This is a genomic window from Streptomyces luteoverticillatus (assembly GCF_003970715.1).
GTDB lineage: Bacteria > Actinomycetota > Actinomycetes > Streptomycetales > Streptomycetaceae > Streptomyces > Streptomyces abikoensis.
Window position 1 is genome coordinate 6839387 of the sequence record NZ_CP034587.1, and the last position, 23251, is coordinate 6862637.

A 23251-nucleotide genomic window follows, 5' to 3' on the forward strand; every position below is an offset into this window, starting at 1 on the left:
GCACACGTGTGAACAAATAGATCTCACCCATATGCCAGGGAGTCATACGAGGCGCGCCCGCTTCCAGCGGGCCGAAATCCGCTGGAAACGGGCGCGCACGGCCACGGGTCGAACTCAGGAGCGGTAGTCGCGCAGGAACAGGGAACGACCGGCGTCGGCTCTGGAGGCGTTGACCCCGTCACCGCCGGTGTAGTCGTGGCGCTCGTTGTCCGCCCAGTCCTGGATGGGGCCGCCCGCGCCCTTCAGGTGCTGGAAGACGCTCGCGTCGCCGGCGGCGGAACCGAACTGGAACACCCTGGAGGTGTCGGCGTAGGGCTGGTACGGCTCGTAGGGGCCGCCTGGGGTCGTCTGCTTGGTCAGAGTGTTGCGGAAGAAGACGTTCTGCGGGCCGGTGGATCCGGACCAGCCGATGCCCTTGCTGCCGGCGGCCCAGTAGACCGGCCACCAGGTGCCCTTGTCGCCGGCGCCACCTTCACCGCCGCAGTTGGTGGTGCACTCGCCGGAGGAGTGGTTGTAGGGAACATGCACGGTGTTGTTCTCGAACAGGTTGCGGTGTTCCCAGCCGCCGTGCAGGTTCAGGTCGGAGTCGAGGTCGTTGCCGATGGCGACGTTGCCGGAAGCCGACCACTGGAAGGTGAAGTGCCGGAGGTTGCGGCTGGTGTTGAAGGCGTAGACGGAGTCCCAGACGCGGGATCCGCGCAGATAGCCGTTGCCGCCCTTGCCCTTGTTCCAGGCGCCGTCGAAGACGTTGTGCTCGATCTGGATGTTCCTGGCCACCTCGGTGACGACCGGGTGGGAGCCGGTCATGTCGGCGCGGACACCGCGTACCCAGGAGTCGGCGGCCCACTTGAAGACGATGCCGTGCATGGCGTACTCGGGTGCCATGTTGCCGTAGTTGTGGACCGCGTCGGCCGGACTGAGCCGATACGTACCGCCGCCGAGCTTGGGCAGACCGTTGATGTCCTCGGTGAAGGAGAAGTCCTCGAACCCCACATCGCTGATCATCTTCAGCGCGGTGACCTTGCTGGGGTAGGGCTTGCCGTTCACCCCCAGCGGCGGGGAGCCGTCCGAAGTGGAGTCGACCGGGACGTCGAACTCCAGCGGCTTGTCGATCGTGACGGTGTGGCGGGCGGCGTCCACCGAGGCGATGGTGAACACCTGCTGGCGCATGTGGAGGTTCTCCAGTCGGCCGTCGTCCGCCGCGGCCCCGGCCACCTCCTGGGACTGGTAGAACTTGAGGCTGTTGGCCGCGCCCACCCACAGATCACCGCCCGGCTTGAAGGCGTCCGTCTTCGCCTTGGGGTCCAGCTGGATCACCCGGTCGCCCTGATGCGCGGCGTACTTGGCGTCGGCCGGGGAACCGGCCACGGCGACGCCCGACTCCCAGTGCTGGTTGACGGAGCCCTCGAAGAGGTCACGGCGGTTCTCCGGGATCTTGGAGGGGTAGCCGCAGATCTTGAGGTACTTCTCGGCGACCTCGCGGGTCTGCACCCGGAACAGTCCGCGTCCGGGCCATATCCAGCCACCCGATCCGACGTTGTTGCCCGTAGTGAACTCACACTTGTGTTCCATCGCCCCCTGGTTCCAGCGCTCGCCCTTCTCGGTGAGTTTGTCGTAGCGGGTGTTCTCGTCGGGGCGGAAGACGATCCGCGTGCCGCCGTCCGGGTCCGAGCCCTGTCCACGGATGACCAGGTAGGAGGCGTCCACGGCGAGCTGTTTGCTGACATCGAGCCTGCCCTTGGGCAGCTCGATCACCGACAGCCGGTTGGGACCCGCGCCCGGCGTGCAGGATTCGCGGATCCGGTCGATGGCGCTCTGCAGCCCCGCCGTGTCGTCCTGCCCGTCGTCGGGCCTCACCTTGAACCGCTGCTCGAGCTCGGACGGGGTGATGCGGCAGGTGGGGTCGGAGGTGCGGGAAGCGGCGGCGGGCAGCACCTCACCGGCGCGGTATCCCGCCCGGCTCCAGTCCGGCAGTCCGGCCACGGGAGCACGGCGGTTGCTCTTGCTCAGCACCGTACTGTTGTCGACACTTCCGTCGACGGAGCCGGGAGCGCCGGACGGCTTGCCCACGCAGGACGAGGCCACCGGGGCCGGGCCGAGCTTCGCCGTGATCTTGGTCAGGCAGGCGGACAGGGCGAGCTGGCCGTAGTGGTTGGGGTGGATCGCCTCCTGTTGGTTCCCCTGGGCCTGCCAGGGCAGGTCCTTGAGGCCGTCGACGAGGTACGGGACCCACCGCACCCACTCGGCGCGCTCGGCGGGGAGCGGGGAGGAGAGCTTGTGGTCCTTGCCCGCCTGCTGTGTCGTCCTGCCGCACAGCTCGTGCCCGGCGAACGCGTCCTGCAGGTCCAGGAAGGACACCCCGGCCTCGTTGGCGGCGCCACGCAGCATGGCACTGATCCGGGGCACCACGGAGGAGTGCGCCCAGTCGCTGTCCGCGTCCAGGAAGGGACATCCGCCACTCAGGTACCGGCTGTAGTTGGCGGGCGGGACCGGCGCGTTCTCCGGGTCGCGGTAGTCGCGGCCGAGCGGCAGGGGGTTGGGGTAGGACTGCAGCACGATCTGGTACGAGCCGTCCTCCTGCCCGGCCTCGCGCAACACGTTCCGGATCGCTTCGACCGACTTCACGATCTTCGCCCGTGCGGGGTCGAGGCCGTCGGCGAACTCCTTCTCCTTGGCGCCGCGGCAGCCCTTGTTGAACAGGGACGGGTAGAAGTACGCCTTGACGCAGTCCTGGAGGATGTCGGCGAACTTCAGGTCGTTGCCGCCGATCGACAGCACGACCAGTCGCACCTCGTTGCTCCGGGCGATGTCGCGCAGATCGTCGATCTGGGGCCGCCGGCCCTTGAAGCCGGTCGTGGTGACGTTGTCCGTCGTCGCTCCCGAGCAGGCGATGTTGAAACGCCGTTCCAGCGGTACGTCGTCGACCGTCAGGCCCTTGATCTCGGCGGAATCCGATCGGTCGCACCCGCTTCCGCCCTTGTCGTACGACGTGTCGCCGTACACCTTGGACGCGTCGTGGTCGCACAGGCTCTCGTCACCGTTGCAGTTCACCGCTGCCCGGTCGGTGCCCCACGCCGAGCCGGCCGCGGAGGCGGGGGCGTTACCGGCCCACCGTCCCGCCTCGCCCGAAATGTAGCTGTCTCCCATGGAGACGACCGCAGGAGGCGGGCCGCACGCGTCCTCCACGGCACGCGCGGCGAGCCAGACGGCGGCGTCGTAGTTGTAGCGCGTCGGCTCGCTCCAGTCAGTGGCGCACGCGCGGGTGTTCCGCGGGGTGAACCTGACGGGATTGTGGTCGGAACCGCCGTTCCGGCCGGTCGTCGACACGTCGAGGTTCTTCAGCTGATCGCTCGCGATCATGTAGTCCAGTGCGAAGCCGCTCTTCTGCGTCGTGGTGGGCGTGCCGTCGGGCTTGCCGTTCTTCGTCGCGTAGAACGTGTTGGGGAACCTGCCGCGAGTGGGGGCGGCGGCGCTGTTGAAGTCGCCCAGGGCCCGCCATCGCTCGCCGGCCATGGTCCGGGAGATCGTGTCGATCAGAGCGACGGTGTGATGGTTGGGCGTGTCACCGGAACGGATCGACGCGGCATGGATGTCGAAGTACCAGGTGTTGCCGACCTTCACACCGAACGCCGGACGGGACCTGATCCACTTGTTGCCCACGTCCTGGGCGGGGAAGACTTTGACGCGGTCCTTGAGGTCCTTGAGGTCGTCGGGCGCGTCCCGCAGCCAGATCGCCATGGACTTCTGGCTGTTGTTCTCCGTTTCCGGATCACCGGTGTCGGCGCCGGTACCGGCGCCCCAGGCGTCCCTGCCCAGGATGTCCAGGTAGAGCAGCACCCCCTGCTTCCTTCGCTCACCCCATTGCTGGGCGTAGACCCGGTACTTCAGGCTGGGCAGCCCGGTCGGGGTCTTCGCGGTGTCACCGAGGTTGTCGGTGATCACTTCGTTCTTGGTGAAGTCCCAGGGAGCGGTCGTGGCCTCCTGCAGTGTCACGACGTCGGCGTCCTTGATCAGATTCGTCCTGACGGTTTCCCAGCGGGTGCCACCCTGCATGTTGAACGTGATGGCGCGCTTGTCGAGGTCCTCGACCGCCTGCGCCGGCGCGGGCGGTGTGAATAACGTGACGAGCGAGGCGAGCATCGCCGCGCACAGGGCCTGCGCCGCGGCGCTTGCCCACCAAGGTCTCGGTCTGCGCCGGGACCCGCGTCCCGGCGTGCGTATGGACAACTGTCCGTCTCTCTTTCCCGTCCGCCGCGGCCCGTCACGAGCCCGGAACCCGATGCCGATCACCGCGACGGGCCTTGCGTGACGACCGGGCGGATCAGTCATGGGGGTGGATGGGCGGGCCGGAGCCGCGTGAGTGTGTCGCGCGGCCGCGGCGTCGGAGCCCGTTCAACGGGTGGCGATGCTGACATGTGTGCGATCGGGCTGTCAACGTAAGGCAGGTGTGACCACAAGGTGTGAGTCACCGTTCGATATGTGCTGACGGACGGACATACGTGAAGTCCCGGCATGCCTGTGCCTACACGCAGAGGCATGTCTGCCCTTAAGGTGAGGAGCGAACATGTTCGACGAGCCGTCCGGCGTCGACATCGCGTCGTCCATATCAAGGGAGTGAAGGTGTGAGCAGCCAAGCAGCGGCCGAGCTCCGATCGCGGTACGTGGAACAGGTCGCATCGGAACTGGAGGAGAACCGCAGGCGCCAGGAGGAGCTGGCGAAGAAGATCGAGCTGCTTCAGCAGGAGGAAGCCCTGCTGTCGGACATCCTCAATCTCGCCGAGAGGTACGAAGGCTTCGCCGATGCCTCGCGTCTGCCGGAGCAGGCACAGGGCGAGCCCGCGGTGGCGAAGGCGAAGCGCCGAAGTGCCGCCGGAGCGACCACGCGGCGTTCGACGCCGAGCGGGACGGCGTCGGCAGGGACCAGGACGAAGAGCGACGCGAAGGGGAAGCCGGGCCGGCCTCTGCTCGGGGACTCGCTGATGGACCTGCTGACCGGTCATGACGAACCCCGTTCGGCGAAGGAACTGCGGGACGAACTTCTGGAGAAGGACCCGAGCCGTAATCCGACACCGCAGGTGGTACGGAACACCCTCGAGTCCCTGGTCGCCAAGGGACGCGTCCAACGCCACAAGCAGCAGCGGGCGGTCATGTACACCCTCGTGAAGCCTGCCGACGACGCTGACGCCGGCTGAGGTTCCGCCGAACTTTCAAAAAGCGAGCGCCTTTTCGGGCTCACGATTCAGGGAGGTGCAGAGCTGTGCGTTCCATCACCGCTCCAGCGGTGGCGGCCCCCATCGTGCCGGGGCGCTTACCCTTGCTCGGCCACCTGCCACAGTTGGCCGTCAAACGGGTGGAGTTCCTGCAATCGGTCAGGACGCGGGGCGACATCGTCAGGATATTCCTCGGCAATCGGCCGGTGTTCATCCTGAACTCACCGGAGGCCGTCCACGACGTTCTTCTGACGCAGAGCAGGAAGTTCGGCAAAGGGCTGCTGTTCGACGTCGCACGGCCTTTCATCGGGAACGGCATCATCACGTCCGAGCGGGATTTCCACCTTCGGCAACGGCGCGCACTCCAACCGGCTTTTCACCGGAACAGCATCGCGGCGTGCGTCGGCACGATGACCGACATCGCCGAGGAGCAGGTGTCGGCCTGGCGTCCGGGCGAGGTGATCGCCATGGACGTGGTGATGCGCCGGATGATGACGGTCATGCTCGTGGCGACGCTGTTCAGCACCGAACGCCCGGAGGGTGCCGCGGCCGTCGCCGAACTGGGGGAACAGGTCGCCGAGCATCTGACCACGGTGATGCGCGGGGTCTTCGTGGGTACTGTGCTGCCCGCGCCGATCGCCTCTTCACGTGTGCTGGGGCACCGCAAGTACCTGGCCGCGGCCGCGGCGCTGCGCGAACTCGCGGACACCGCCGTCCGGCAGGCCCGGCAGACTCAGCAGGCCGGTCAGGCCCCCACCGCCCGCGGTGACCTGCTGTCGGTCATGCTCGCGGGCACCCCGGGGAATCCGCGGGGGATGACCGACGTGGAGGCCCGCGACGAGCTGCTGTCCCTGCTCATGGCCGGTGCCGAGACCACATCGACCACCTTGTCCTGGGCGCTCCACGAACTCGGCCGGCGCCCGGAGATCACCCGGCGGATGAGGGCCGAGTGCGACGCGCTGCCCGCCGGCGCCCTGCCCGGCGCGGCCACGCTTCCCTTCACCGACCGGTTCCTCCGGGAGGTACTCCGGCTCCACCAGCCCAGCTGGCTGCTCATGCGGCGCGCTCTGGAGCCGGTGCGGGTCTGCGGGGTCGAGCTCCCGCGAGGAGCCGAGCTGGTCTACAGCGCGGTGACGATGCACCGCGACCCGGCGTACTACCCGGAGCCACTGCGGTTCGACCCGGACCGGTGGCTCGCCCGTACCGAGAAGGACCTTCCACCGGGCGCCTACGTCCCGTTCGCCCTCGGCAACCGGAAGTGCATCGGCGACCACTTCGCGATGACCGAGATGCTCGTCGTCCTGCGCGCGATCGTCTCGCGGTGGCGACCTCGGCCGGTCGAGGGGCACCGGGTCCGGCCGGTGGTCCAAGCGCTGATCCGGCCCAATGCGCTGCCCATGCGCGTCTCACCCTGGCCGGCCGGCTGAGCCGGCCCCGTTTCCCGGAGGTGCGCCACACCATGACATCGACGGCATTGACGACTTCGACAGCAGAGTACGTGTCCGTGGATCCGGGGCCACCGGCCCCGGTCCAGACCCCGGATCCCGTTCCCTTCCCGCGCCGGATCAGTCCGGACTTCCGGGCCGCCCACGACCGTCACCTCGCCTGGCCGAAGTCCTTCGGCTTCCTGTCCTCGGAAGCGGCGGAGGCCCACCACCTCAGGGGCCAGTTCCCGCTGATCGCGGCCATGTTCTATCCGAACGCGACCGGAAGCGAACTGGACCTCGGAGTCGACCAGCAGAGCTGGTACTTCCTGTTCGACGACGCGCTCGACGAAGAGTGGGGCCGGTCACCCGAGCGGGTCCGCCACCTCGTCGGACTCGTCAAGGAGGGCACCAGCGGCGAGGCGTCCCCGCTGCCCCTGGCCGGTGCTTTCGCCGACATGCGCCGACGCAGCTGCCAGGACATGCCCGAGGACTGGATCCAGCGATCGGCGGCCCACTGGTCGTCCTACCTCGACCACCACGTCCATGAGGCGCGCAGCCGACAGACCGGCGCGCCCATGTCGCTGAGCACATACCTGCGGGTCCGGCGCCACACCATCGGCGTGGCACCGGTCGTCGACCTTGCCGAGCGTCTGTCCTCGTGCGTCCTGCCCGACCACCTTTACGCGCTGCCGCACCTGTCGGTCATGCGTGAGATGACGAAGACCTTCATCATCTGCGACAACGACATCGTCTCCCTGGAAAAGGACACGGCACTGGGGGAGCGCAACAACCTGGTGCTCTGCCTGGAACGGGACCACGGCCTCTCCCGGGCCGAAGCGATCGACCAGGCCCTCTGCCGCCGGGCCGAAGCCCTGGAACTGTTCACCGGCGCCCACCGGGCCCTGCTCGGCGCCACGGCGACGAGCCACCTCGACCCGGCCGAACGCGACCTGCTCCAGCGCTACTGCACGGAGGCGCTTCGGACCACCATCCGCGGTGCCCACGACTGGCACCACGCCTCCACCCGGTACCACGGGCAGTCGGCGCCTCCCGTTCCACTCACACGACCGCGTTCCCAGGACCGAAGCAGCTGAGGAGCACCAGCATGCCCGACCACCGCCCGGCGTCCTTCGTAGCCTCTGAACGAGACGGGACCTGCCCGTTCGACCCGTCGCCGGACCTGCGCCGGATGCGCGAGGAGGACGGCCTTCCGCGACTGCGCGTCCTCCATCCGGTGCGCGGCGAGATCGAGGCCGTCGTCATCACCGGATACGGCGACGTCCGGGCCGCCTTCGCGGACGAGCGCCTGGTGACGGGCAACGGCATCGACCCGACGCTGCCGCGCACCCTGTTCAACCACCCGGGCTTCCTGCCCGCCTACAGCGGCCCGGAGCACGCCCGCCTCCGCCGCATGCTCACCGGCAGTTTCACCGTCCGTCAGGTCGAGCGACTGCGTCCCGCGATCGAGACGATCGTCGCCGACCACCTCGACGCCATGGCGGAGCAGGGACCGGTCGTCGACCTGGTCGAGGCGTTCGCGCTGCCCATCCCGTCGCTGGCGATCTGCGAACTGCTCGACGTTCCCTACGGGACCCGGTCCATGTTCCAGCGCTGCTCCCAGGTGATCATGGACGGGACCGTCGACGCCGACCGGCTGGTCGCCGCCTCGGCCGAGTTGAACGCCGCCATGGCAGACATCGTCGCCCGCAACCGGGCAACCCCCGGGGACGGAGTGCTGGGCACGGTGGTGCGGCAGCACGGCGCGGAGCTCACCGACGAAGAACTCATCGGGTTCGGCACCACCCTCCTGGTCGGGGGACACGAGACCACGGCGACCATGCTCGCGCTGAGCGTGCTGGCCCTGCTCCGCGGCCCGGACCAGCTCGCCGCCCTCCGCGACGACCCCGCGGTCACCGGTACGGCCGTCGAGGAACTCCTGCGCCACCTCGCCATCCCCGCACCGCTCCTGCGCACGGCCGTGACCGACGTCGAGATCAACGGCCACCGGATCGCCGAAGGCGAGCACGTACTGCTCTCTCCCCTGACCGCGAACCGTGACCCCGGGCTCGTCCCCGAGCGCCCCGACGACCTCGACCTGCGTCGCCGTCCGGTCGCCCAGCTGTCCTTCGGCTTCGGCGCCCACCAGTGCCTCGGCCAGCAACTGGCCCGCCTGGAAATGAAGATCGCCCTGCCGGCCCTGCTCCGCCGCTTCCCCACCCTCCGACTCGCCGTCCCCGAAGCCGCCCTCCGTTTCCGTGAGGGCTCGACGGTCTACGGGGTCGAGGTGCTCCCGGTCACCTGGTGAGGCGTGGCGTCGTCAGGCCGTGCCGAGCCAGGCCTCGGCCAGGGCGGGCAGCGTCCCGGCGCCGAGGCGCCAGTGGGGCGCCGTCGAGGTCGCGGCGCGGCGCCACGCCTCGGTCACCACGTCGCGCATCCATGTCCGGACGCGGACTTGTTGCTCCGTGCCCCGATGCGTCCCGTATGCTCCCGGGCATGAGCACTGCGCAACCCGCCCGTAAGCGCGACGCCGCCGCCACGCGCGAGGCGATCCTCGCCGCCGCGGTCGTGGAGTTCACCGAGCACGGGTACGCGGGTGCCGGAGTGCGTCGGATCGCCGAGCGGGCGGGGGTGACAGCGATGATGGTCAACCGTTACTTCGGCTCCAAGCAGGGCCTGTTCACGCAGGCCGTCGCGCGTTCCTTCGCGCCGCCGACCATCGTCGGCGACGAACGCGCCGACTTGGCGGGGGCCATCGCCCATACGCTCACCGAGCGCACGGCGTCCGACGCCGAGCGGCTCGACCCGTTCCTCCTGTTGCTGCGCTCGGCACCGGATCCCGAGGCGGCGGACATCGTCCGGCGGGGCGTGGAAGCCAATGTGGGTGCTCGCCTGGCTGGGCTGCTCGACGGGCCGGACGCCGACGTGCGTGCGCAGCTCGCCCTCGCGCTGGTCGCCGGGACGTGGCTGCTGCGCGGCGTCGTCGGCACCACCGCGCTCGCCACGGCCGACGACGCCCGCCTCATCGCCCTGCTCACCGACATGCTCGAACCGGTCGTCCACGAGGTGGGTGGCACGTCCGCGGCGACGGGAACCGGTCCTGACGGCACCCAAGGCTAGCGACCCGCCGTCGGTGCTCAGAAGGCGGAGCGGATGAGCCCGCCGTCGACGCGGATGGTGGCTCCGCTGATGTACTGCGCGTGGTCGCCGCAGAGGTAGGCGACGGCCGCGGCGACCTCCTCGGGCTTGCCGAAACGTTCCTGGTCGTTGGGGATGAGGGCCTGGACGGCGTTGGGCTCGACCTCGTCCCAGGTCCGGCCCCAGCCGCGGGCGGGCCCGATCCCCGTGAAGAAGTCCTTGGTGGCCTCGACGAGGATCGCTCCGGGGGAGACGACGTTGGACGTGACGCCGGTGCCCTTGAGTTCGCGGGCAAGGGAGACGGCGAGGTTGTGCCGGGCGGCCAGGGTGGCGTTGTACTGGGGGTGGGCGTCCATCGGCTGGGAGGCGAGCCCGCCGCCGATGGTGACGACACGGCCCCAGCCGCGTTCGCGCATGGCGGGGACCAGGTGCCGGATCATCCGGACGCCTGAGACGACGTTGGCGTCGTAGGTGTCGCGCCATTCGTCGGGGGTGGCCTCGGCCCAGGTCAAGTGCCGGTAGGAACCGGCGTTGTTGACGAGGATGTCGACCGGACCGCCCGCGGTGGCGGCGCGGGCGACGCCGGCTGCGGCGTCGTCGTCGGCGAGGTCGCCGACGACCACGTCGGCCGTCCCGCCGGCCTCCCGGATCTCCCGGGCGACCCGCTCCGTGCGGCGCGCGTCCCGGCCGTGCACCACGACCCCGGCGCCCTCGGCCGCCAGGAATCTCGCGGTGGCCTCGCCCAGCCCCGCGCTCGAGCCGGTGACGAGTGCGCGCTTGCCGATGAGATTGAGGTTCATCCTGTGTTCCCTCTCAGGGCCCGCTTCGTGGCCCGCGCTGTGTGGTGGTGCGAGGCATCCGACACGCGCAAGTCTACACTCGTAGACTTATGCCTGTCGGGCGCAAGGGCGTCGCAGCCCGCCGGGCGCACCCTCAGCCGCCACATCGCGGACCCGCCGGACGAGATGGCACCTCGGGCGCCCCGCCCTCACACCCCGGCCAAGCGCCTGCCTACGCCGGAACGCAGCCCGCACCAGCGCAAAGGCCCTAGAGAAACGGGCCTGTCCCCTCTGTAACAGCACCGTCGAGACGTCACGCAGCGTCCGGCAGATCTACTGCTCTCCCGCCTGTCGCAGAAAGGCCGACCGTCTCCGCGGCCAGGCCCGCGACCAGGGCCGAGCCCGCCGGCTCGGTGAGAGCCGCCCAGCCGGACACGGACCGAGCCTCCATCACCCGCCTGGTTCCACACCCCACCCCGCAGCACCTCGGCAACTCTCCAAGGGGTACGACCCGTTGGAGCCCGCAGCTACTCGCAACTGCCCACACTGCGACCAGCCGATCACGATCGTCGCCCTGCTGGCCACCCCCGAAGCCATCTGGAGGCTCCCGGGCAGGGTCGTCGCCCGCCTCGACCGCTTTAACGGGCAGGAGATCGCGGAACGGGAACTGGCCGTGGCCCGATGGCTCGCCGACAACGGCGTTCACACCGCCCGTCCGGCGGTCGTCGATCGACCTGCCCTCGTCGATGGGCAGCCGGTGACGTTCTGGGATGAGCTCACACCCCACCGGCCGGGAACCGCCGCCGACGTTGCCCGGTTGCTGAAGCAGATGCACCAGCTACCCCCGCCGGCCTCCCTCCGCCTGCCGCCGCTCGAACCCCTCACCAAGCCCACACGCCGCATCGCCAACGCTGGCATTCTCACCACCGATGACCGCCGCTGGCTCCAGGACCACGCTCGCCGGCTCGCCGCGGATTTCGCCGGCCTCCCGGCCGGCCTGCCGCTGTGCGCTCTGCACGGCGACGCCTGGGACGGAAACGACGCCGTCGACGCCGACGGCACCGCCTGCCTCCTCGACCTGGAGAACACCTGCTGTGGACCACCGGAATGGGACCTCGTCTCCACCTCGGTGAAGCACCGCACGACCGCCACCGTCACGGCAGCCGCGTATGAGGACTTCTGCTCGGCCTACAGCATGGACGTCACCTAGTGGCCCGGGTACTCAGTCCTGGCGGGCATCCGGGAACTGCGCATCGTCACCTTCGCCCTCCAGATCGCCGACCAACACCCTCACGCCCGCGCGGAAGCACAGCACCGTGTCGACTGCCTGCGCGGCCGCAAGGGCCCACGCCCGTGGACATGGACGGCCGTACCGTGACCGGGGCGGGTTTCCCTCCGGTCCGAGCGGTCCAGTGTGCCGGGCTGAGCGCAGAGCGCTGCGCGCCCGGGCGGCGCCTGCCATGCCGTAGGGCGGGAAGCGCCGGTGGCGGGACGGGGGCTCACCGTCATCGGCCCTGGCCTGACCAGCGGCATCGGCGGTGGTCTCCCGGGCTGCAGCGCCGAGAAGGCCACCGGCGTCAGCCCCTGCGAGGAAATCATGGGCATCGCCTCCAAGGCCTACAACGAGATCCAGCGCTACGCACTCACCCACGAGCAGGACGACCAGCCCCGGACGCACCAGGAACTGGGTGACAACCGCTGACTCCCGGTGAGCGGCCGGGGGATCCGCGCTCCGCGAGGGCGCGATGTGCCGTCAACGCCGAGCAACTCGCGGACCGTCCCGTCAGGCTGCCGGGCGTCGCCCGGGCAACGGCTTCGCCCCGGGCTCGGCGTGTGGCCGGGCCCGGGGCGAAGGAGGGGTGCCTTACCGCGCCGGTACGGTCAGTGCGAGGCGGCGCGCCTGCGGCTCCGTAGGCGTGGGAGAGGGAGTAGCCCAGCTCCCCCGCCCTCGTGGATCGACCTGCGGGTCTCGGGGGCGACGTGGCTGGGTACGCCGCCGGGAAGGAGAACTGCCGGAAGAGCCGCTCCATGCCCGCCGCGTTCCGGTTGACGTCGGGGTAGGTCTCGGCGTACATCCCTTCCAGCCACGGGTTGGCCATCAGATAGATCTGCCCGACGGTCAGGTAGTTCGCGGCCCGCCAGTGAGCGTCCAGGGCCCGCAGCTCGTCGTCGGTGAGAGTGGTGGCCGGTGCCGACGTCGTGACGTCCCGCATGACTGCCTCCGAAGGGTTGGACGGGGCCCTGTCAGGAGCCTTTCCCCAGCCTGGGTTTCGCGCCGGGCTGCCGCCAGGGCCGATCGGAGGGCACCCGGGCCCATTCGGCCCAGGCGGGGCCGGCCGGGTAGGTCCGCGCCGTAGTGTCGGGAGGGGCGTACGGGAGGAGAGGACAGTGACTGACGACGATCGACCGCACCGGTTGTCGCGCCCGTTGTACGAGCGGGAGCTGCTGCGGCTTCAGGTGGAGCTGGTCAAGCTCCAGGAGTGGGTGCGGGCCGAGCGCCGGCGGCTCGTTGTGGTCTTCGAGGGGCGCGACGCGGCGGGAAAAGGTGGCGCGATCCAGCGGGTCGTCCAGCGCCTGAACCCGCGTGTCGTCCGGATCGCCGCGCTGCCTGTGCCGACCGAGCGGGAACGCACGCAGTGGTACTTCCAGCGTTACGTGGGACAGCTGCCCGCCGCCGGGGAGATCGTTCTGTTCGATCGCAGCTGGTACAACCGCGCGGGCGTCGAGCACGTCATGGGCTTCTGTACCGACGAGGAGTACGCGCGTTTCCTCCGCCAGTGCCCCGTATTCGAACGGCTTCTTGTCGAGGACGGGATCCTGCTGCGCAAGTACTGGTTCTCGGTGAGTGACACGGTGCAGGAGCAGCGGTTCCGTGACCGGCTGGCGGATCCGACACGGCGCTGGAAGCTGTCGGCGATGGACCTGGAGTCGATCACCCGCTGGGAGGCGTACTCGCGGGCGAAGGACGAGATGTTCGCGCACACCGACATTCCCGAGGCGCCTTGGTACGTCGTCGAGAGCGACGACAAGCGCTCGGCCCGCATCAACATGATCGCCCACCTGCTGTCGACGGTGCCGTACCGCGACATCCCGATGCCTGCCATCGATCTGCCGCCCCGCCCACCCTCCACCGGATACCAGCGGCCTCCTCGGGATCGACAGACACGGGTGCCCGATCGCGCAGCGGAGCTTGCACGATAGGACTGGAACGATGCCGAGGTGTGGTGGCGAAGCTGTGCGGGACGACGTACCACGACGGTGCGCCGCTTCCGATCGCCGGTGGTCGAGCGGCTGGACGAGCGGAGTGCGGTCAGCAGTCAGCGGTCAGCGGACGATGCGGGGCGGCAGCTGCGCCAGGAGCAGGGTCACATCGTCGTCGCCCGCGCTGCGCGGCAGCAGGGCCGAGAGGACCGAGTCCGCCACTGCCTCCAGGTCTTGTGTTTCCAGGTTCTGCTGCTTGTCCAGCGCCGTGCCCAGTGCGGTGGTGAGGGCCGTGATTTGCTTCTCGATGTCGGTGCCGGGCGTCTCCACCAGGCCGTCGGTGTACAGCACGAGAGTGGCGCCCGGTGGCGCGGTGCGGGTCACCTGCTCGTGCGGGAAGCCGCTCACGCCCAACGGCACGTTCACCGGTGCGGGCAACGGCAGGACGTCGCGCTCGGGAGCGGCCAGGAGCACCGGTAGGTGCCCTGCCGAACAGAGGGTGATCTCTCCGCTGCCGGGGTCGACCACCAGGTAGCAGCAGGTGACCAGTTGGCCGGGGAGGTCGGTGACGATGGCGTCGAGGACCTCCATCAGCCTGTGGGGCGGCATGCCGGTGCGGGCCAAGGCGTTGGCGGCGGAGCGCAGCCGGCCCATGACGGCGGCTGCTTCCAGACCTCGGCCCATCACATCGCCGATCAGGACACCGACCTTGCCGTCCGCCAGCGGGACGAGGTCGAACCAGTCGCCGCCGACGCCGGCGCCTTGGGTGGCGGGCAGATAGCGGCTGGCGGTGAGGAGGCCGGGCACGTCGGGTGGGGTGCCCATGAGGCTGTGCTGCAACGTCAGCGCGACGTGCCGCTGCTGCTCGTAGAGCCTGGTCAGCTCGGCTTCCGCCGCCTTGCGTTCGGTGACGTCGCGCACGGCCGCCGAGAACAGCACTCCCTCACCCGTTCGCAGCGGGCTGAGGCTGATCTCGACAGGGAACTCGTGCCCGTTCTTGCGGAGCCCGTAGAGGTCCAGCCCGGCGCCCATGGGACGGAACTGCTGATTGTGCGCGTAGTCCTTGCGGTGTGCCGCGTGCCGGTCGCGGAACCGGCCGGGTACGAGGACTTCCACCGGACGACCCAACAGCTCGTGCCGGTTGTAGCCGAACAGAACCTCCGTCTGGGAGTTGACCAGACGGATGGCGCCCGTGTCGTCCACGATGACCATGGCGTCGGGGGCTGATTCGAGCAGCCCCCGGAACTGTTCGTTCGCCGCCTCGCAACCGTCCGCGCGGATGACCTCGGCCCCACAGGGGCAGGCCGCCCGGCCTTTGGGGTCATGCCCGTGAGAAACGGTGCGTCTGGTCATCCGCCTGCCTTTCCTGGGCGCAGGGGGTGCTTGCGTCGCGCGCACAAAGGTCCCACCGCTGCGAGCCGATCGTGGCACGCAGGCCCGGCCTGTGACGTCCCATGGTTGTAGTTGATCGCTTCTCACCGGGAAAGGGCGAAGAACTGTCCGTTCATGGCCGGACGCCTGAAGCGCGATTCCTTCGGCCATGGCCGGTACGGCGTATCCCAGTTGTGATGGGGCCTGACAGGCGAAGCAGAAGATTTCGATGGCTCGGTGAAGGGCTGCGCCCCTGGGGCCAGGGGCTGTTCTGGGTCTGCTCAGTCGTCTTTCACGGTGAAGCCGACGTGTTGTGCCAGGAGGGGTGCCAGGTCGAATAGCTGGGTTGTGCTGATTGTCGCGCCACTCAGGGATCCGGTCCCGGAAGCGATGCGCAGGGTGGTGGCCTCGCGCAGGTCGACGGCGGTCAGCGTGGCCTTGTCGAAGCGGGCCCCGTCGAGGGCGGAGCCGGGGAAGCACACGCCATTGAGTGTTGCTCCGCTGAAGTCCACGTCACGCAGGAGACAGTCGACGAACGTCACGTCCTTGAGTGTGGCTGCGCGCAGGTTGGCTGAGTCGAATTTGCACTGATGGAAGACGGTGCGGCGCATCTCGGCGCCGTGGACCTCGGCGCCGGCGAAGATGCTGGCGGTGCACTCGCTGTCCAGCCAGGTGGTCTCGGCGAGGTTGGTGCCGACCATCCGGACGGTGTGCAGCCACACGTCGTCGAAGCGCGAGCGGCGGAAACGGCCGCGGTTGAAGGTGACCGAGGAGAAGGCCGACTCACTGAAGAGGGAACTGCTGCCCTCCGCGTCGTCGAAGGTTCGGCCTTCGAAGTGGAGCCATTCGTATGTGCCTGATCGCTCGATCTCCCCGGTGAAGGGGTTGAGGCGGTGCGCAAACGGCAGTGTGGCCAGGTCTCGCGGGGCGCGGGTTCGCATAGGGCTTCCTCCAGGGGACGGGGGTGGGCAGCCCTCACCTGCGGGCCTTGGCAGGACCACGGTGAGGGGGAGGGCCTCATGCTGACGCCAGGCGCGTCGTTTTATCCAATCGCGCTCGGGTCCGACGACCGGCTCCGGAGGCGGAGGAGATCTAGCGCCACTCCAGAAACTATATAAAAACATAGAAAAGGGACACATGGTCTTGCTGTGGTTGTGACATTCCTCCGGTACCCGAGTTGCAGGTATCCCGTAGTGATCTCTCTTCAGATCACCAAGTACGCCCTGCGGAAGGCGAATTGGCTCGCGTGCGGCCCCTGTCCGGCGACCGGTTCTGCCTGGAGACGCAGTTCCCCGAAATTGATTCTGCGCTTTGTTCCCTGAGCGGCTTAACTGCCGGCCTTGCTCACGAGCCGTCCTGGAGAGGAGAGGCGATCCCCGCTTCGCCGGTGGTCCTCACTGCTGCAGGGGCTTGTCGGCACGTCTCCCGGGTGCGAGTAGTTGGGTACAGGAAATCCCGGCGATATTGATCTTGGTCGGCCAGCACACCGTTCCGTGGCCTCGCCGAGGTTTACGGAAAGATCGTCGAGTGGTACCGGCGCTGGCTACGGTCCGCCTCGTGCCGGTGGAGTTTCTGACTGATGAGCAGGCCGAGGCGTACGTGACGTTCACCGAGGCACCCACGCGCCCGGAGCTGGAGCGGTTCTTCTTCCTCGACGATGACGACCGCGATCTGATCGCGCTGCGTCGTGCGGACGCGCACCGGCTGGGTATGGCGGTGCAGATCTGTACGGTCCGCTACGTCGGCCGGTTTCTGGGGGAGGACCCGCTCGCCGTGCCGTGGGAGACCGTGGAGTACCTGGCCGGACAGCTCGGCATCGCGGACGCCTCGTGCGTGAAGCGGTACGCCGAGCGGCGCTCGACGGTGTACGAGCACGCCGATGAGATCCAGAGGCGGTTCAAATACCGCGACTTCACCGACCGGAAGTGGGGGCGGGAATTACGCAGCTTCCTGTACGGGCGGGCGTGGACGCACGCTGAGGGGCCGGTGGCACTGTTCGGCCACGCGGTGACGTGGCTGTGGAAGAACCGGGTGCTGCTGCCGGGTGTCTCGGTGCTGGCCGGCGGGTGTCGGAGGCGCGTACGGCGGCCGAGCGGCGCCTGTACAAGGCGGTGGCCCGCGCGGCGGACCGAGCGGATGCGGCGCTCGCGCCGGCGTTGGCCGAGCTGCTGGTGGTGCCGGAGGGCAGGCGGGTCTCGGAGCTGGAGCGGCTGCGCGCCCCGCCGGTGAAGTCGACGGGCACGGCGATGGTGCGGGCCATGGAGCGGGTGGAGGAGATCTCCGCGTGCCCGACGGCGAGACGCCGGCCGCCGGGTACGGGCCGCTGGAGGCCATCGCCTGCACAAGGTGAACCTCAAGCGGATCGCCACGCACTGGCCGGACATGCTCCGCGTCGCCGGGTCGCTCATCACCAACCAGGTCCGCGCCTACGACCTGCTGCGGATGTTCGGCCGCGAGGGCCACCGACCCCGCTCGGCGCAGCGTTCGTCGAGTATGGCCGGGTCGACAAGACCATGCACCTGGTCGCGCTGGTCGCACCCGGTCGACGACACCTACCGCCGGCTGATGAACCGGCAGCTGACCGTGCAGGAGTCCCGCCACCGCCTGGCCCGCGCGATCTGCCACGGCGGCTGGGGCCAGATCCGCCCGGCGTACTGCGGGGGTCAGGAGGACCAGCTCGCCGCCCTCGGCCTGGTCCTCGACGCCGTCGTCCTATTGGAACACCCGCTACCTGGACGCCGCCGTCACCCAGCTCCGCGCCGAGGGCCACGACATCAAGGACGAGGAGGTCGCCCGCCTCTCCCAGCTCAAGGACCGGCACATCAACTTCCTGGGCCGCTACCTGTTCAACATCAAGGCCAGCGGCCCCGGCCAGGGCCTGCGCCCGCTGCGGGACCCGGAGGCCGTCGAGTAGTACGACGAAGGCGAGTCGGCCGCCGACTGAAGCGGGGCGTCAGCCTGCGGGTACCGGCACGGCGTCGTACTGCTCGACGGCCTCCGGGTCAGAACATGGTGTTGTCATTCTTGGAGGTGGCCGGGACGACTTGGAGGACGTCCCAGTGTTCGACGATCTTTCCGTTCTGGTCGAAGCGGAAGATGTCGATGCCCGCGTACTCCTCGTCGGGCCAGGTCTGGTGGCAGTGGAGGATGACGTGGTCGCCTTCGGCGAAGGCGCGCTTGTACTCGACGTGTTTGCCGGGGTACTCGGCGGCCATGCGAAGTGGGGCGACGCACCGCAGAAGATTCCGGTGCTGGAGCGTATCCGAGTGCCGCGCCCTGCTGGTGGTCATCCCCGGAGCCGTCCCGATCACCTCGGCGGCGACCGGGCGGACTCTTCCCGCCGGAACCGGCGCTACCTGCGCAGACGGCAGATCGAGCACACCATCGCCGAACCAAGATCCCAGCAGGCCAATCGTCGGCGCCGGGGCAGTCAGGGCGGCCGGCCCGCCGGCTTTGACCGCGAACGGTATGCCCGCAGGAACGAGGTGGAACGCACCGTCCTGGCGCTCAAGGGTTTCCGTGCCGTGGCCACCCGTTACAAGAAGCGGGCGTACGTCTTCCACGGCACGGTCGCCCTCGCCGCGATCCGGCTGTGGCTCCGATGAGGATTCACCCGGACAGTCCTGAGCGTCTGATGCATTCCCCCCCATCATGGGGGGCGGGGTCACGGAATCGTCAATACCTGGCCAACATCCAACACGTCCGGGTTGTCGATGCCGCTGGCGGCGGCGATGTCGCGGTATCGGTTGCCGTCACCGTAGAAGCGTTCGGCAATGGCCCACAGGGTGTCGCCGGATTCGACGGTGTAGGTCTGGGGGGTCGGCGAGGGTTCCTCTTGGGCAACCGCGGCTGCGACCGGTTCCTCGACGGCGATCGGGTCGTCGGTGTTGGTGTCCGACGCCCACAGCGGGCTGTCGTCCTTGCCGTACAGCACCACGTTGCGGTCAGCCTGCACCACCAGCCGGTCGGCGTCCTCGCCGTTGGTGTCGGTCGCCCACACCGCGCCGTCGTCGGTGTAGAGCACGAAGTTGCCGTCCTCCTGGAGTACGGCCCGCTGAACCCCCTTGTCATGGGTGTTGGTCGCCCACACAACGCCACCCGGCTCGGAGAGCACCAGGTTGCCGTCGTTCTGCAGCGTCAGGGTGTAGGCACCACCCTGCAGGGATCGACCGAGACCGAGTTCATCGCCCACGTGCAGCGTGTCACCCATGCATGTTCCTCTCGCGAAAGAGTGTGCGCACCGTCAGTATCGACTGTCCGCGACCAGAACCTCGTGGCCGCGCAAGAGGCATGACCAGCAGAAACGGTCCCGCATGCGGGATGTCACCCGAACGAGACCCTAAAATCTGGGCCAGCCTCAGGCGTGCAGAGCCTGAGGCCACACGACAACCGAGGCTCAGCCCGGCGACTCGTCGGACACGCTCGAGTAGCAATACCGCTGTTTTAAGTATGTTTCTGGCGTTTGCTGGTGGGTTTGGTGGGTGGTACCAGTGTGGGGACGGGGTCCGGTGGGTGGGGTGGGTTGCGGTGGTGGGGGTGTTTGAGCTTCCAGTTGCTCACTTTGCGTTTGATGACGCGGGGGTTGGTGCGTGGTCTGCGGGGTGGCAGGAGCCGTTCCAGCAGTTCACGGCCGGTCTGTGCCAGGGCCCGGCTGAGTCGGGAGGGGGAAAGTGCCGCCTGGTCCGTGACATGGCGGCGTGCGCAGCAGTTGACGTTCACCACGCGTCCGGGCAGGCGTCCACGCGCATCGGGCGGCGCCTGACTCGCAACCCTGGTTGCGCAGGGTCAGATGCCGCTTCCGGCCCCGGCCGCGGTTTCCAGGGCGGGCAGGTATCCCTGGCGCCGGCCGGTGGCGTTGGGGTGATAGGCGCTGTCCAGGGTGAACAGGGAGGGGGAGATGGTCCAGGGGGCGTCCGAGCAGAGCTCGTGGCCGGTGAACGCGCGGGTGACGTCGGCGAAGACGAACCCGTGGGCCTGCGCGCGGTCGCGGGTGACCGCGTTGAGGCGGTCGGTGGCGTCGTTGAGCGCGGCCTGACCCCGCGGGCTGACCAGCTGCCCGCCGCAGGTCCCGGCGGAGAACAGATGCGGGTAGCCGAGGACCGCCACACGGGCCTGCGGGGCCTTCTCCCGTACCGCCTTGTCCAGGGCGTCCAGCCGCCCGGGGAGCGTGTGATCGATGTCGTCCCTGGCCTGCCCGACGCGCTGCAGGCACTCCTGCTCGCCCTGCATGGCGCACGCCTTCAGGACATCGGAGAACCCCACATCGTTTGCTCCCACGGTCATGCTGACCAGCCTCACGCCGCCATCGAGGCCGGATAGCTGCGTGGCGGTGACATCGGAGGTCTTCGCTCCCGAGCACGCCGCGAAGCGGAACTCGCCCACGTGATGCTCCGCGGCCCACAGCGCAGGATGCGCACTGGCGCTGCGGCTGCATCTGCCGCTGGACGCCTAGTAGTTGCCGGCGCCGAGGCCGGACGCGATCGAATCGCCGAGCGCGGCGTATCCCAGCTCGCGCCCGGTACTGGCAGGAGCACTGCCGGCGTGCGCGGGTGACGCGACGGCGACAGACGCAACGGTCAGCGGGCACACCAGCATCGCCAGGAGACGGCGGCCCCACCACGAAGTTCGCCTCATGCCCGTCACCATGCCCATCAGGCAGCGCAGCACCTACCCCTGCGCAGACGGGAAGTGGGCTCACTGCTGCATCCACCGGCTCGCACCACGCAGGGGCAGCGCGCATCAATGGCGGCGCGCCCGTAACGGAAGGCGTCAGTACACCGGGCAGGGGGCGGAGGCTCAGGATTCGTCGGCTCGGCGCGTTCCTCCCGGGGGCTGTCCGGGGCTGCCGAGGGTGATCCAGCCGTCCGGGAGCCAGCCGCCGATGTATCCGTCGAGGAAGTCACCGAGCTCGGGGATGTCCAGGTGGGTGAGCACGCGCGGCGCGTGCCGGTAGGGCACCCAACACAGCTCCCCTGCCCCCGCGGGGGCGGTCACCGGCTGGAGGGTCGGCAGCGCGGGTGAGGAAGATGCGCGGCTCGTGTCGCCGCGCGAGAGCATCGCGCGCGGGCGGTGTTGCCTCCACGCGCGGCCGCCCGGTGCCTGGGGAATCTCCACCACCGCCTCGTGCGCGGGAAGGTTCAGCTGTCCCAGCCGCTCCGGCTCTGCGGGGAGAACGCACAGAACTTGCACCCAGCCACCCGTGCCCCGCGTTGCCCACCTGTCCACATCGGCCGACCGGCCGGCCCGCCCTGGCGCTGTCCCTGCTCCTTCTGTACCTTCCTGGTCCACGCAACACCGGCCCGACCGGAGGGAGATGCCTGCGATGGGTAAGCATGGTGACGGCAAGGGTGGCGAGGAAGGCGACAAGAACCAGTCCAACAAGGAGAAGGACGGCCAGTGGAACAAGCCGGTGACCGACCCTCCGAAGAAGAAGTGAGTCGTCCGTGAGCTCACCGGGACGACTCCTGGAGATCCTGACCAACAAGGGCGCGGTTCTCCCGGAGTGGAAGGACGCCGTGGCCTCCGTCGACCGCAAGCTCTTCGTGCCCGACACGATCGAGGTCGACGACCGGCCCCTGTCGCGTGGGGAGCGGCCGGAGCGGTGGTTGACCGTGGTCTACGGCGACCTGCCGCTCGTCACCCAGATCAACGACGGCAGAGACCTCGGCGAGGACGCGTACCGGCTGCCGACGTCCTCGTCCTCCATGCCCTCGCTCATGCTGGAAATGCTCCAGCTCCTCGACGTGCACGAGGGACACCGCGTGATGGACGCCGGAGCCGGCACGGGCTACAACCTCGCCTGGCTGGCCCACCGGCTCGGCTCCGGCGACGTCTTCGGCATCGACGTCGACCCCGCGATCGTCGGGCAGGCCATCAAGAACCTGGCATCCGCCGGGTACAGCCCGCACGTCGTGTGCGGCGACGCCGAGAAGGGATACCCGGACGGTGCGCCGTACGACCGGTGGCTCGCGACGTTCACCGTCCCCGAGATCCCCTACGCGTGGGTCGAGCAGACCCCGGCCGGGCGCATCGTCGCGCCCTGGGGCGGCAGCTACCACTCGTACTCCTTCGCCGTCCTTGACGTCCGGGACGGCGTCGCCGAAGGCAGGTTCAGCGGTTACCCCGCCTTCATGCGCTCACGCACGAACCGGCCTCCCCGCGGCTACCTGCACGACTTCCTTCACCACCAGGACGACGCCGTCCGCAGCACGACCACGGTCTCGCCCAGGGACCTGGAGGCCGAGTACGAGGCGAAGTTTTTCATCGGCCTCGGCCTCCGGGACGCGTGGTCCCTGCTGGTTGAGGCCAACGATGGCAGCGACGAGGCCACCTTGTGGGTGCTCGCCGATGACCGGAAGTCCTGGGCATCGGTGGACTACGTCCCCGGACACGACACCTTCACCGTCGAGCAGTACGGGCCCCGGCGGCTGTGGGACGAGGTCGAAGCCGGCTACCGGAAGTGGGAGGCTCTCGGCCGTCCCGACCGCGACCGCGCCGGCCTGACCGTCACCCGCGACGGCCAGCGCGTGTGGCTGGACGCAGCGCCTGCTGACCGTGGCGAGGGTCCGCAGGCGCCGCCTCCGCTCAGCGGTCACACGGTGACATCGAGCATGTAGTTGTTGGTGATCAGGAATGTCACCAGGCCCGTCCCCGTTCCGAAGGTCCCGGTCCCGGAGTCCCGTCCCTGGCCGCCGGTGCTGCGTTCGGTGGCGTTGCCGGATGCCGCGGTGGAGTCCCGGTCGAAGCGGCGGTCGATCGTGAACTGGATGACCTGACCCGTGTCGGTCCGCCTGAGGCTGTCGGTGGTCCTCGTGGTGAAGACGAGGTCGCTGCTGCTCGTCACCGAGCCGGAGATGGTGAGCTCGGCCGGGAAGGACGCGTCCGGCGTCGCGCAGCGGAAGCCGCTGCCGCTTCTGCCGTCGACGGCCCCGTTGAGGGGATGGACGTTCACGTTGATCGAGCCGGCGCAGTTGAAGGTCGCCAGTCGAGCGCGAGCGGCGTGGGCCATGGCGGACGGTGCCGTGGCAGTCGCCGTCAGGAGCAGTGCCGCCGCCGCACCGGTGGCGGCCCGGCTACGAGTGGACGCAGGGAACATTGCGGTCCTCCTTCGGCTTGCGGATCTTGCAGA

At 69.2% G+C, this 23251-nt stretch carries 20 protein-coding genes and 4 pseudogenes; 13 read left to right on the forward strand and 11 right to left on the reverse strand.

Annotated elements, in window-relative coordinates; translation table 11 throughout:
- Positions 1-114: 114 nt before the first annotated feature.
- The gene (locus tag EKH77_RS30405) at positions 115-4140 is read right to left on the reverse strand and encodes a GDSL-type esterase/lipase family protein (protein WP_206279959.1); all 4026 of its coding nucleotides are present in this window, start codon (positions 4138-4140) and stop codon (positions 115-117) included.
- Between the two features lie 482 nt (positions 4141-4622).
- On the opposite strand from EKH77_RS30405, the gene EKH77_RS30410 reads away from it, so the two are divergent.
- The 5 genes from EKH77_RS30410 to EKH77_RS30430 all read left to right on the forward strand — a co-directional run bounded on the left by EKH77_RS30410 (position 4623) and on the right by EKH77_RS30430 (position 9754).
- Positions 4623-5192, forward strand: a complete 570-nt coding sequence (locus EKH77_RS30410) for a BlaI/MecI/CopY family transcriptional regulator (protein ID WP_206279960.1) — start codon at positions 4623-4625, stop codon at positions 5190-5192.
- Positions 5193-5296: 104 nt separating this feature from the next.
- Positions 5297-6637, forward strand: a complete 1341-nt coding sequence (locus EKH77_RS30415; RefSeq protein ID WP_276319268.1) for a cytochrome P450 — start codon at positions 5297-5299, stop codon at positions 6635-6637.
- 71 nt (positions 6638-6708) lie between these two features.
- Entirely contained in the window at positions 6709-7731 is a 1023-nt protein-coding gene (locus EKH77_RS30420; protein WP_126917432.1) for a terpene synthase family protein, read from the forward strand.
- Positions 7732-7742: 11 nt separating this feature from the next.
- Positions 7743-8942, forward strand: coding sequence for a cytochrome P450 (locus EKH77_RS30425; RefSeq protein WP_126917433.1), 1200 nt, complete (start codon positions 7743-7745; stop codon positions 8940-8942).
- Positions 8943-9130: 188 nt separating this feature from the next.
- Complete coding sequence (locus EKH77_RS30430; RefSeq protein WP_240667615.1) at positions 9131-9754, forward strand: TetR/AcrR family transcriptional regulator; 624 nt, start codon at positions 9131-9133, stop codon at positions 9752-9754.
- A gap of 17 nt (positions 9755-9771) precedes the next feature.
- Here the strand turns inward: EKH77_RS30430 and EKH77_RS30435 are convergent, their stop codons facing one another.
- On the reverse strand, positions 9772-10572 hold the full coding sequence (locus EKH77_RS30435; RefSeq protein WP_126917435.1) for an SDR family NAD(P)-dependent oxidoreductase: 801 nt from the start codon (positions 10570-10572) through the stop codon (positions 9772-9774).
- A 493-nt stretch (positions 10573-11065) separates the two neighbouring features.
- On the opposite strand from EKH77_RS30435, the gene EKH77_RS30440 reads away from it, so the two are divergent.
- Positions 11066-11761 (forward strand): aminoglycoside phosphotransferase family protein, encoded by a 696-nt coding sequence (locus tag EKH77_RS30440; RefSeq protein ID WP_240667616.1) that lies wholly within the window; start codon positions 11066-11068, stop codon positions 11759-11761.
- 273 nt (positions 11762-12034) lie between these two features.
- The gene (locus EKH77_RS30445) at positions 12035-12253 is read left to right on the forward strand and encodes a hypothetical protein (RefSeq protein WP_126917436.1); all 219 of its coding nucleotides are present in this window, start codon (positions 12035-12037) and stop codon (positions 12251-12253) included.
- Here EKH77_RS30445 and EKH77_RS34880 read toward each other — a convergent pair.
- Positions 12195-12764: a hypothetical protein gene (locus tag EKH77_RS34880; protein WP_430981018.1), complete on the reverse strand. Its 570-nt coding sequence runs from the start codon at positions 12762-12764 to the stop codon at positions 12195-12197. The genes EKH77_RS30445 and EKH77_RS34880 overlap by 59 nt on opposite strands.
- Positions 12765-12939: 175 nt before the next feature.
- On the opposite strand from EKH77_RS34880, the gene ppk2 reads away from it, so the two are divergent.
- On the forward strand, positions 12940-13752 hold the full coding sequence (gene ppk2, locus EKH77_RS30455) for a polyphosphate kinase 2 (protein ID WP_126917437.1): 813 nt from the start codon (positions 12940-12942) through the stop codon (positions 13750-13752).
- A gap of 123 nt (positions 13753-13875) precedes the next feature.
- On the opposite strand, the gene EKH77_RS30460 is transcribed toward ppk2, so the two are convergent.
- Positions 13876-15105 (reverse strand): PP2C family protein-serine/threonine phosphatase, encoded by a 1230-nt coding sequence (locus tag EKH77_RS30460; protein WP_126917438.1) that lies wholly within the window; start codon positions 15103-15105, stop codon positions 13876-13878.
- Between the two features lie 299 nt (positions 15106-15404).
- Positions 15405-16064: a pentapeptide repeat-containing protein gene (locus tag EKH77_RS30465; protein ID WP_126917439.1), complete on the reverse strand. Its 660-nt coding sequence runs from the start codon at positions 16062-16064 to the stop codon at positions 15405-15407.
- Between the two features lie 616 nt (positions 16065-16680).
- Here EKH77_RS30465 and EKH77_RS34885 point away from each other — a divergent pair.
- The 3 genes and pseudogenes from EKH77_RS34885 to EKH77_RS34895 all read left to right on the forward strand — a co-directional run.
- Positions 16681-17423, forward strand: a pseudogene (locus EKH77_RS34885) (DUF4158 domain-containing protein); the annotation flags it as partial.
- Positions 17424-17505: 82 nt separating this feature from the next.
- A pseudogene (locus EKH77_RS34890) lies at positions 17506-17775 on the forward strand (Tn3 family transposase); the annotation flags it as partial.
- A 121-nt stretch (positions 17776-17896) separates the two neighbouring features.
- The gene (locus EKH77_RS34895) at positions 17897-18037 is read left to right on the forward strand and encodes a hypothetical protein (RefSeq protein ID WP_430981037.1); all 141 of its coding nucleotides are present in this window, start codon (positions 17897-17899) and stop codon (positions 18035-18037) included.
- 88 nt (positions 18038-18125) lie between these two features.
- Here the strand turns inward: EKH77_RS34895 and EKH77_RS30475 are convergent, their stop codons facing one another.
- Positions 18126-18338: a nuclear transport factor 2 family protein gene (locus EKH77_RS30475; protein WP_240667831.1), complete on the reverse strand. Its 213-nt coding sequence runs from the start codon at positions 18336-18338 to the stop codon at positions 18126-18128.
- A gap of 3 nt (positions 18339-18341) precedes the next feature.
- On the opposite strand from EKH77_RS30475, the pseudogene EKH77_RS30480 reads away from it, so the two are divergent.
- Positions 18342-18728 (forward strand): annotated as a pseudogene (locus tag EKH77_RS30480) (IS5/IS1182 family transposase); the annotation flags it as partial.
- 59 nt (positions 18729-18787) lie between these two features.
- Here the strand turns inward: EKH77_RS30480 and EKH77_RS34475 are convergent.
- The 4 genes and pseudogenes from EKH77_RS34475 to EKH77_RS33200 form a co-directional block, all read right to left on the reverse strand.
- Positions 18788-19333 (reverse strand): LysM peptidoglycan-binding domain-containing protein, encoded by a 546-nt coding sequence (locus tag EKH77_RS34475; RefSeq protein WP_126917440.1) that lies wholly within the window; start codon positions 19331-19333, stop codon positions 18788-18790.
- Between the two features lie 575 nt (positions 19334-19908).
- Positions 19909-20547: pseudogene (locus EKH77_RS30495) on the reverse strand (SGNH/GDSL hydrolase family protein); the annotation flags it as partial.
- Between the two features lie 24 nt (positions 20548-20571).
- The gene (locus EKH77_RS34140) at positions 20572-20757 is read right to left on the reverse strand and encodes a hypothetical protein (RefSeq protein ID WP_240667618.1); all 186 of its coding nucleotides are present in this window, start codon (positions 20755-20757) and stop codon (positions 20572-20574) included.
- A gap of 162 nt (positions 20758-20919) precedes the next feature.
- Complete coding sequence (locus EKH77_RS33200) at positions 20920-21081, reverse strand: hypothetical protein (protein ID WP_164737913.1); 162 nt, start codon at positions 21079-21081, stop codon at positions 20920-20922.
- Positions 21082-21566: 485 nt separating this feature from the next.
- Here EKH77_RS33200 and EKH77_RS30500 point away from each other — a divergent pair, with 485 nt between their 5' ends.
- Positions 21567-22739, forward strand: a complete 1173-nt coding sequence (locus EKH77_RS30500; protein ID WP_126917441.1) for a methyltransferase domain-containing protein — start codon at positions 21567-21569, stop codon at positions 22737-22739.
- Here the strand turns inward: EKH77_RS30500 and EKH77_RS30505 are convergent.
- A complete protein-coding gene (locus EKH77_RS30505; protein WP_126917442.1) occupies positions 22715-23218 on the reverse strand; it encodes a hypothetical protein in 504 nt (167 codons plus the stop codon). The two genes, EKH77_RS30500 and EKH77_RS30505, sit on opposite strands and share 25 nt — an antisense overlap.
- Positions 23219-23251 lie beyond the last annotated feature (33 nt).

Excerpts from the sequence above, each read along its gene's own strand:
- EKH77_RS30505 (WP_126917442.1), bottom strand. The coding sequence starts at position 23,218 with ATGTTCCCTGCGTCCACTCGTAGCCGGGCCGCCACCGGTGCGGCGGCG.
- EKH77_RS34880 (WP_430981018.1), bottom strand. The coding sequence starts at position 12,764 with ATGCGGGACGTCACGACGTCGGCACCGGCCACCACTCTCACCGACGAC.
- EKH77_RS30460 (WP_126917438.1), bottom strand. The coding sequence starts at position 15,105 with ATGACCAGACGCACCGTTTCTCACGGGCATGACCCCAAAGGCCGGGCG.
- EKH77_RS30435 (WP_126917435.1), bottom strand. The coding sequence starts at position 10,572 with ATGAACCTCAATCTCATCGGCAAGCGCGCACTCGTCACCGGCTCGAGC.
- EKH77_RS30425 (WP_126917433.1), top strand. The coding sequence starts at position 7,743 with ATGCCCGACCACCGCCCGGCGTCCTTCGTAGCCTCTGAACGAGACGGG.
- EKH77_RS30465 (WP_126917439.1), bottom strand. The coding sequence starts at position 16,064 with ATGCGAACCCGCGCCCCGCGAGACCTGGCCACACTGCCGTTTGCGCAC.
- EKH77_RS34475 (WP_126917440.1), bottom strand. The coding sequence starts at position 19,333 with ATGGGTGACACGCTGCACGTGGGCGATGAACTCGGTCTCGGTCGATCC.
- EKH77_RS34140 (WP_240667618.1), bottom strand. The coding sequence starts at position 20,757 with ATGAGGCGAACTTCGTGGTGGGGCCGCCGTCTCCTGGCGATGCTGGTG.
- EKH77_RS30475 (WP_240667831.1), bottom strand. The coding sequence starts at position 18,338 with ATGGCCGCCGAGTACCCCGGCAAACACGTCGAGTACAAGCGCGCCTTC.
- EKH77_RS30405 (WP_206279959.1), bottom strand. The coding sequence starts at position 4,140 with ATGCTCGCCTCGCTCGTCACGTTATTCACACCGCCCGCGCCGGCGCAG.
- EKH77_RS30430 (WP_240667615.1), top strand. The coding sequence starts at position 9,131 with ATGAGCACTGCGCAACCCGCCCGTAAGCGCGACGCCGCCGCCACGCGC.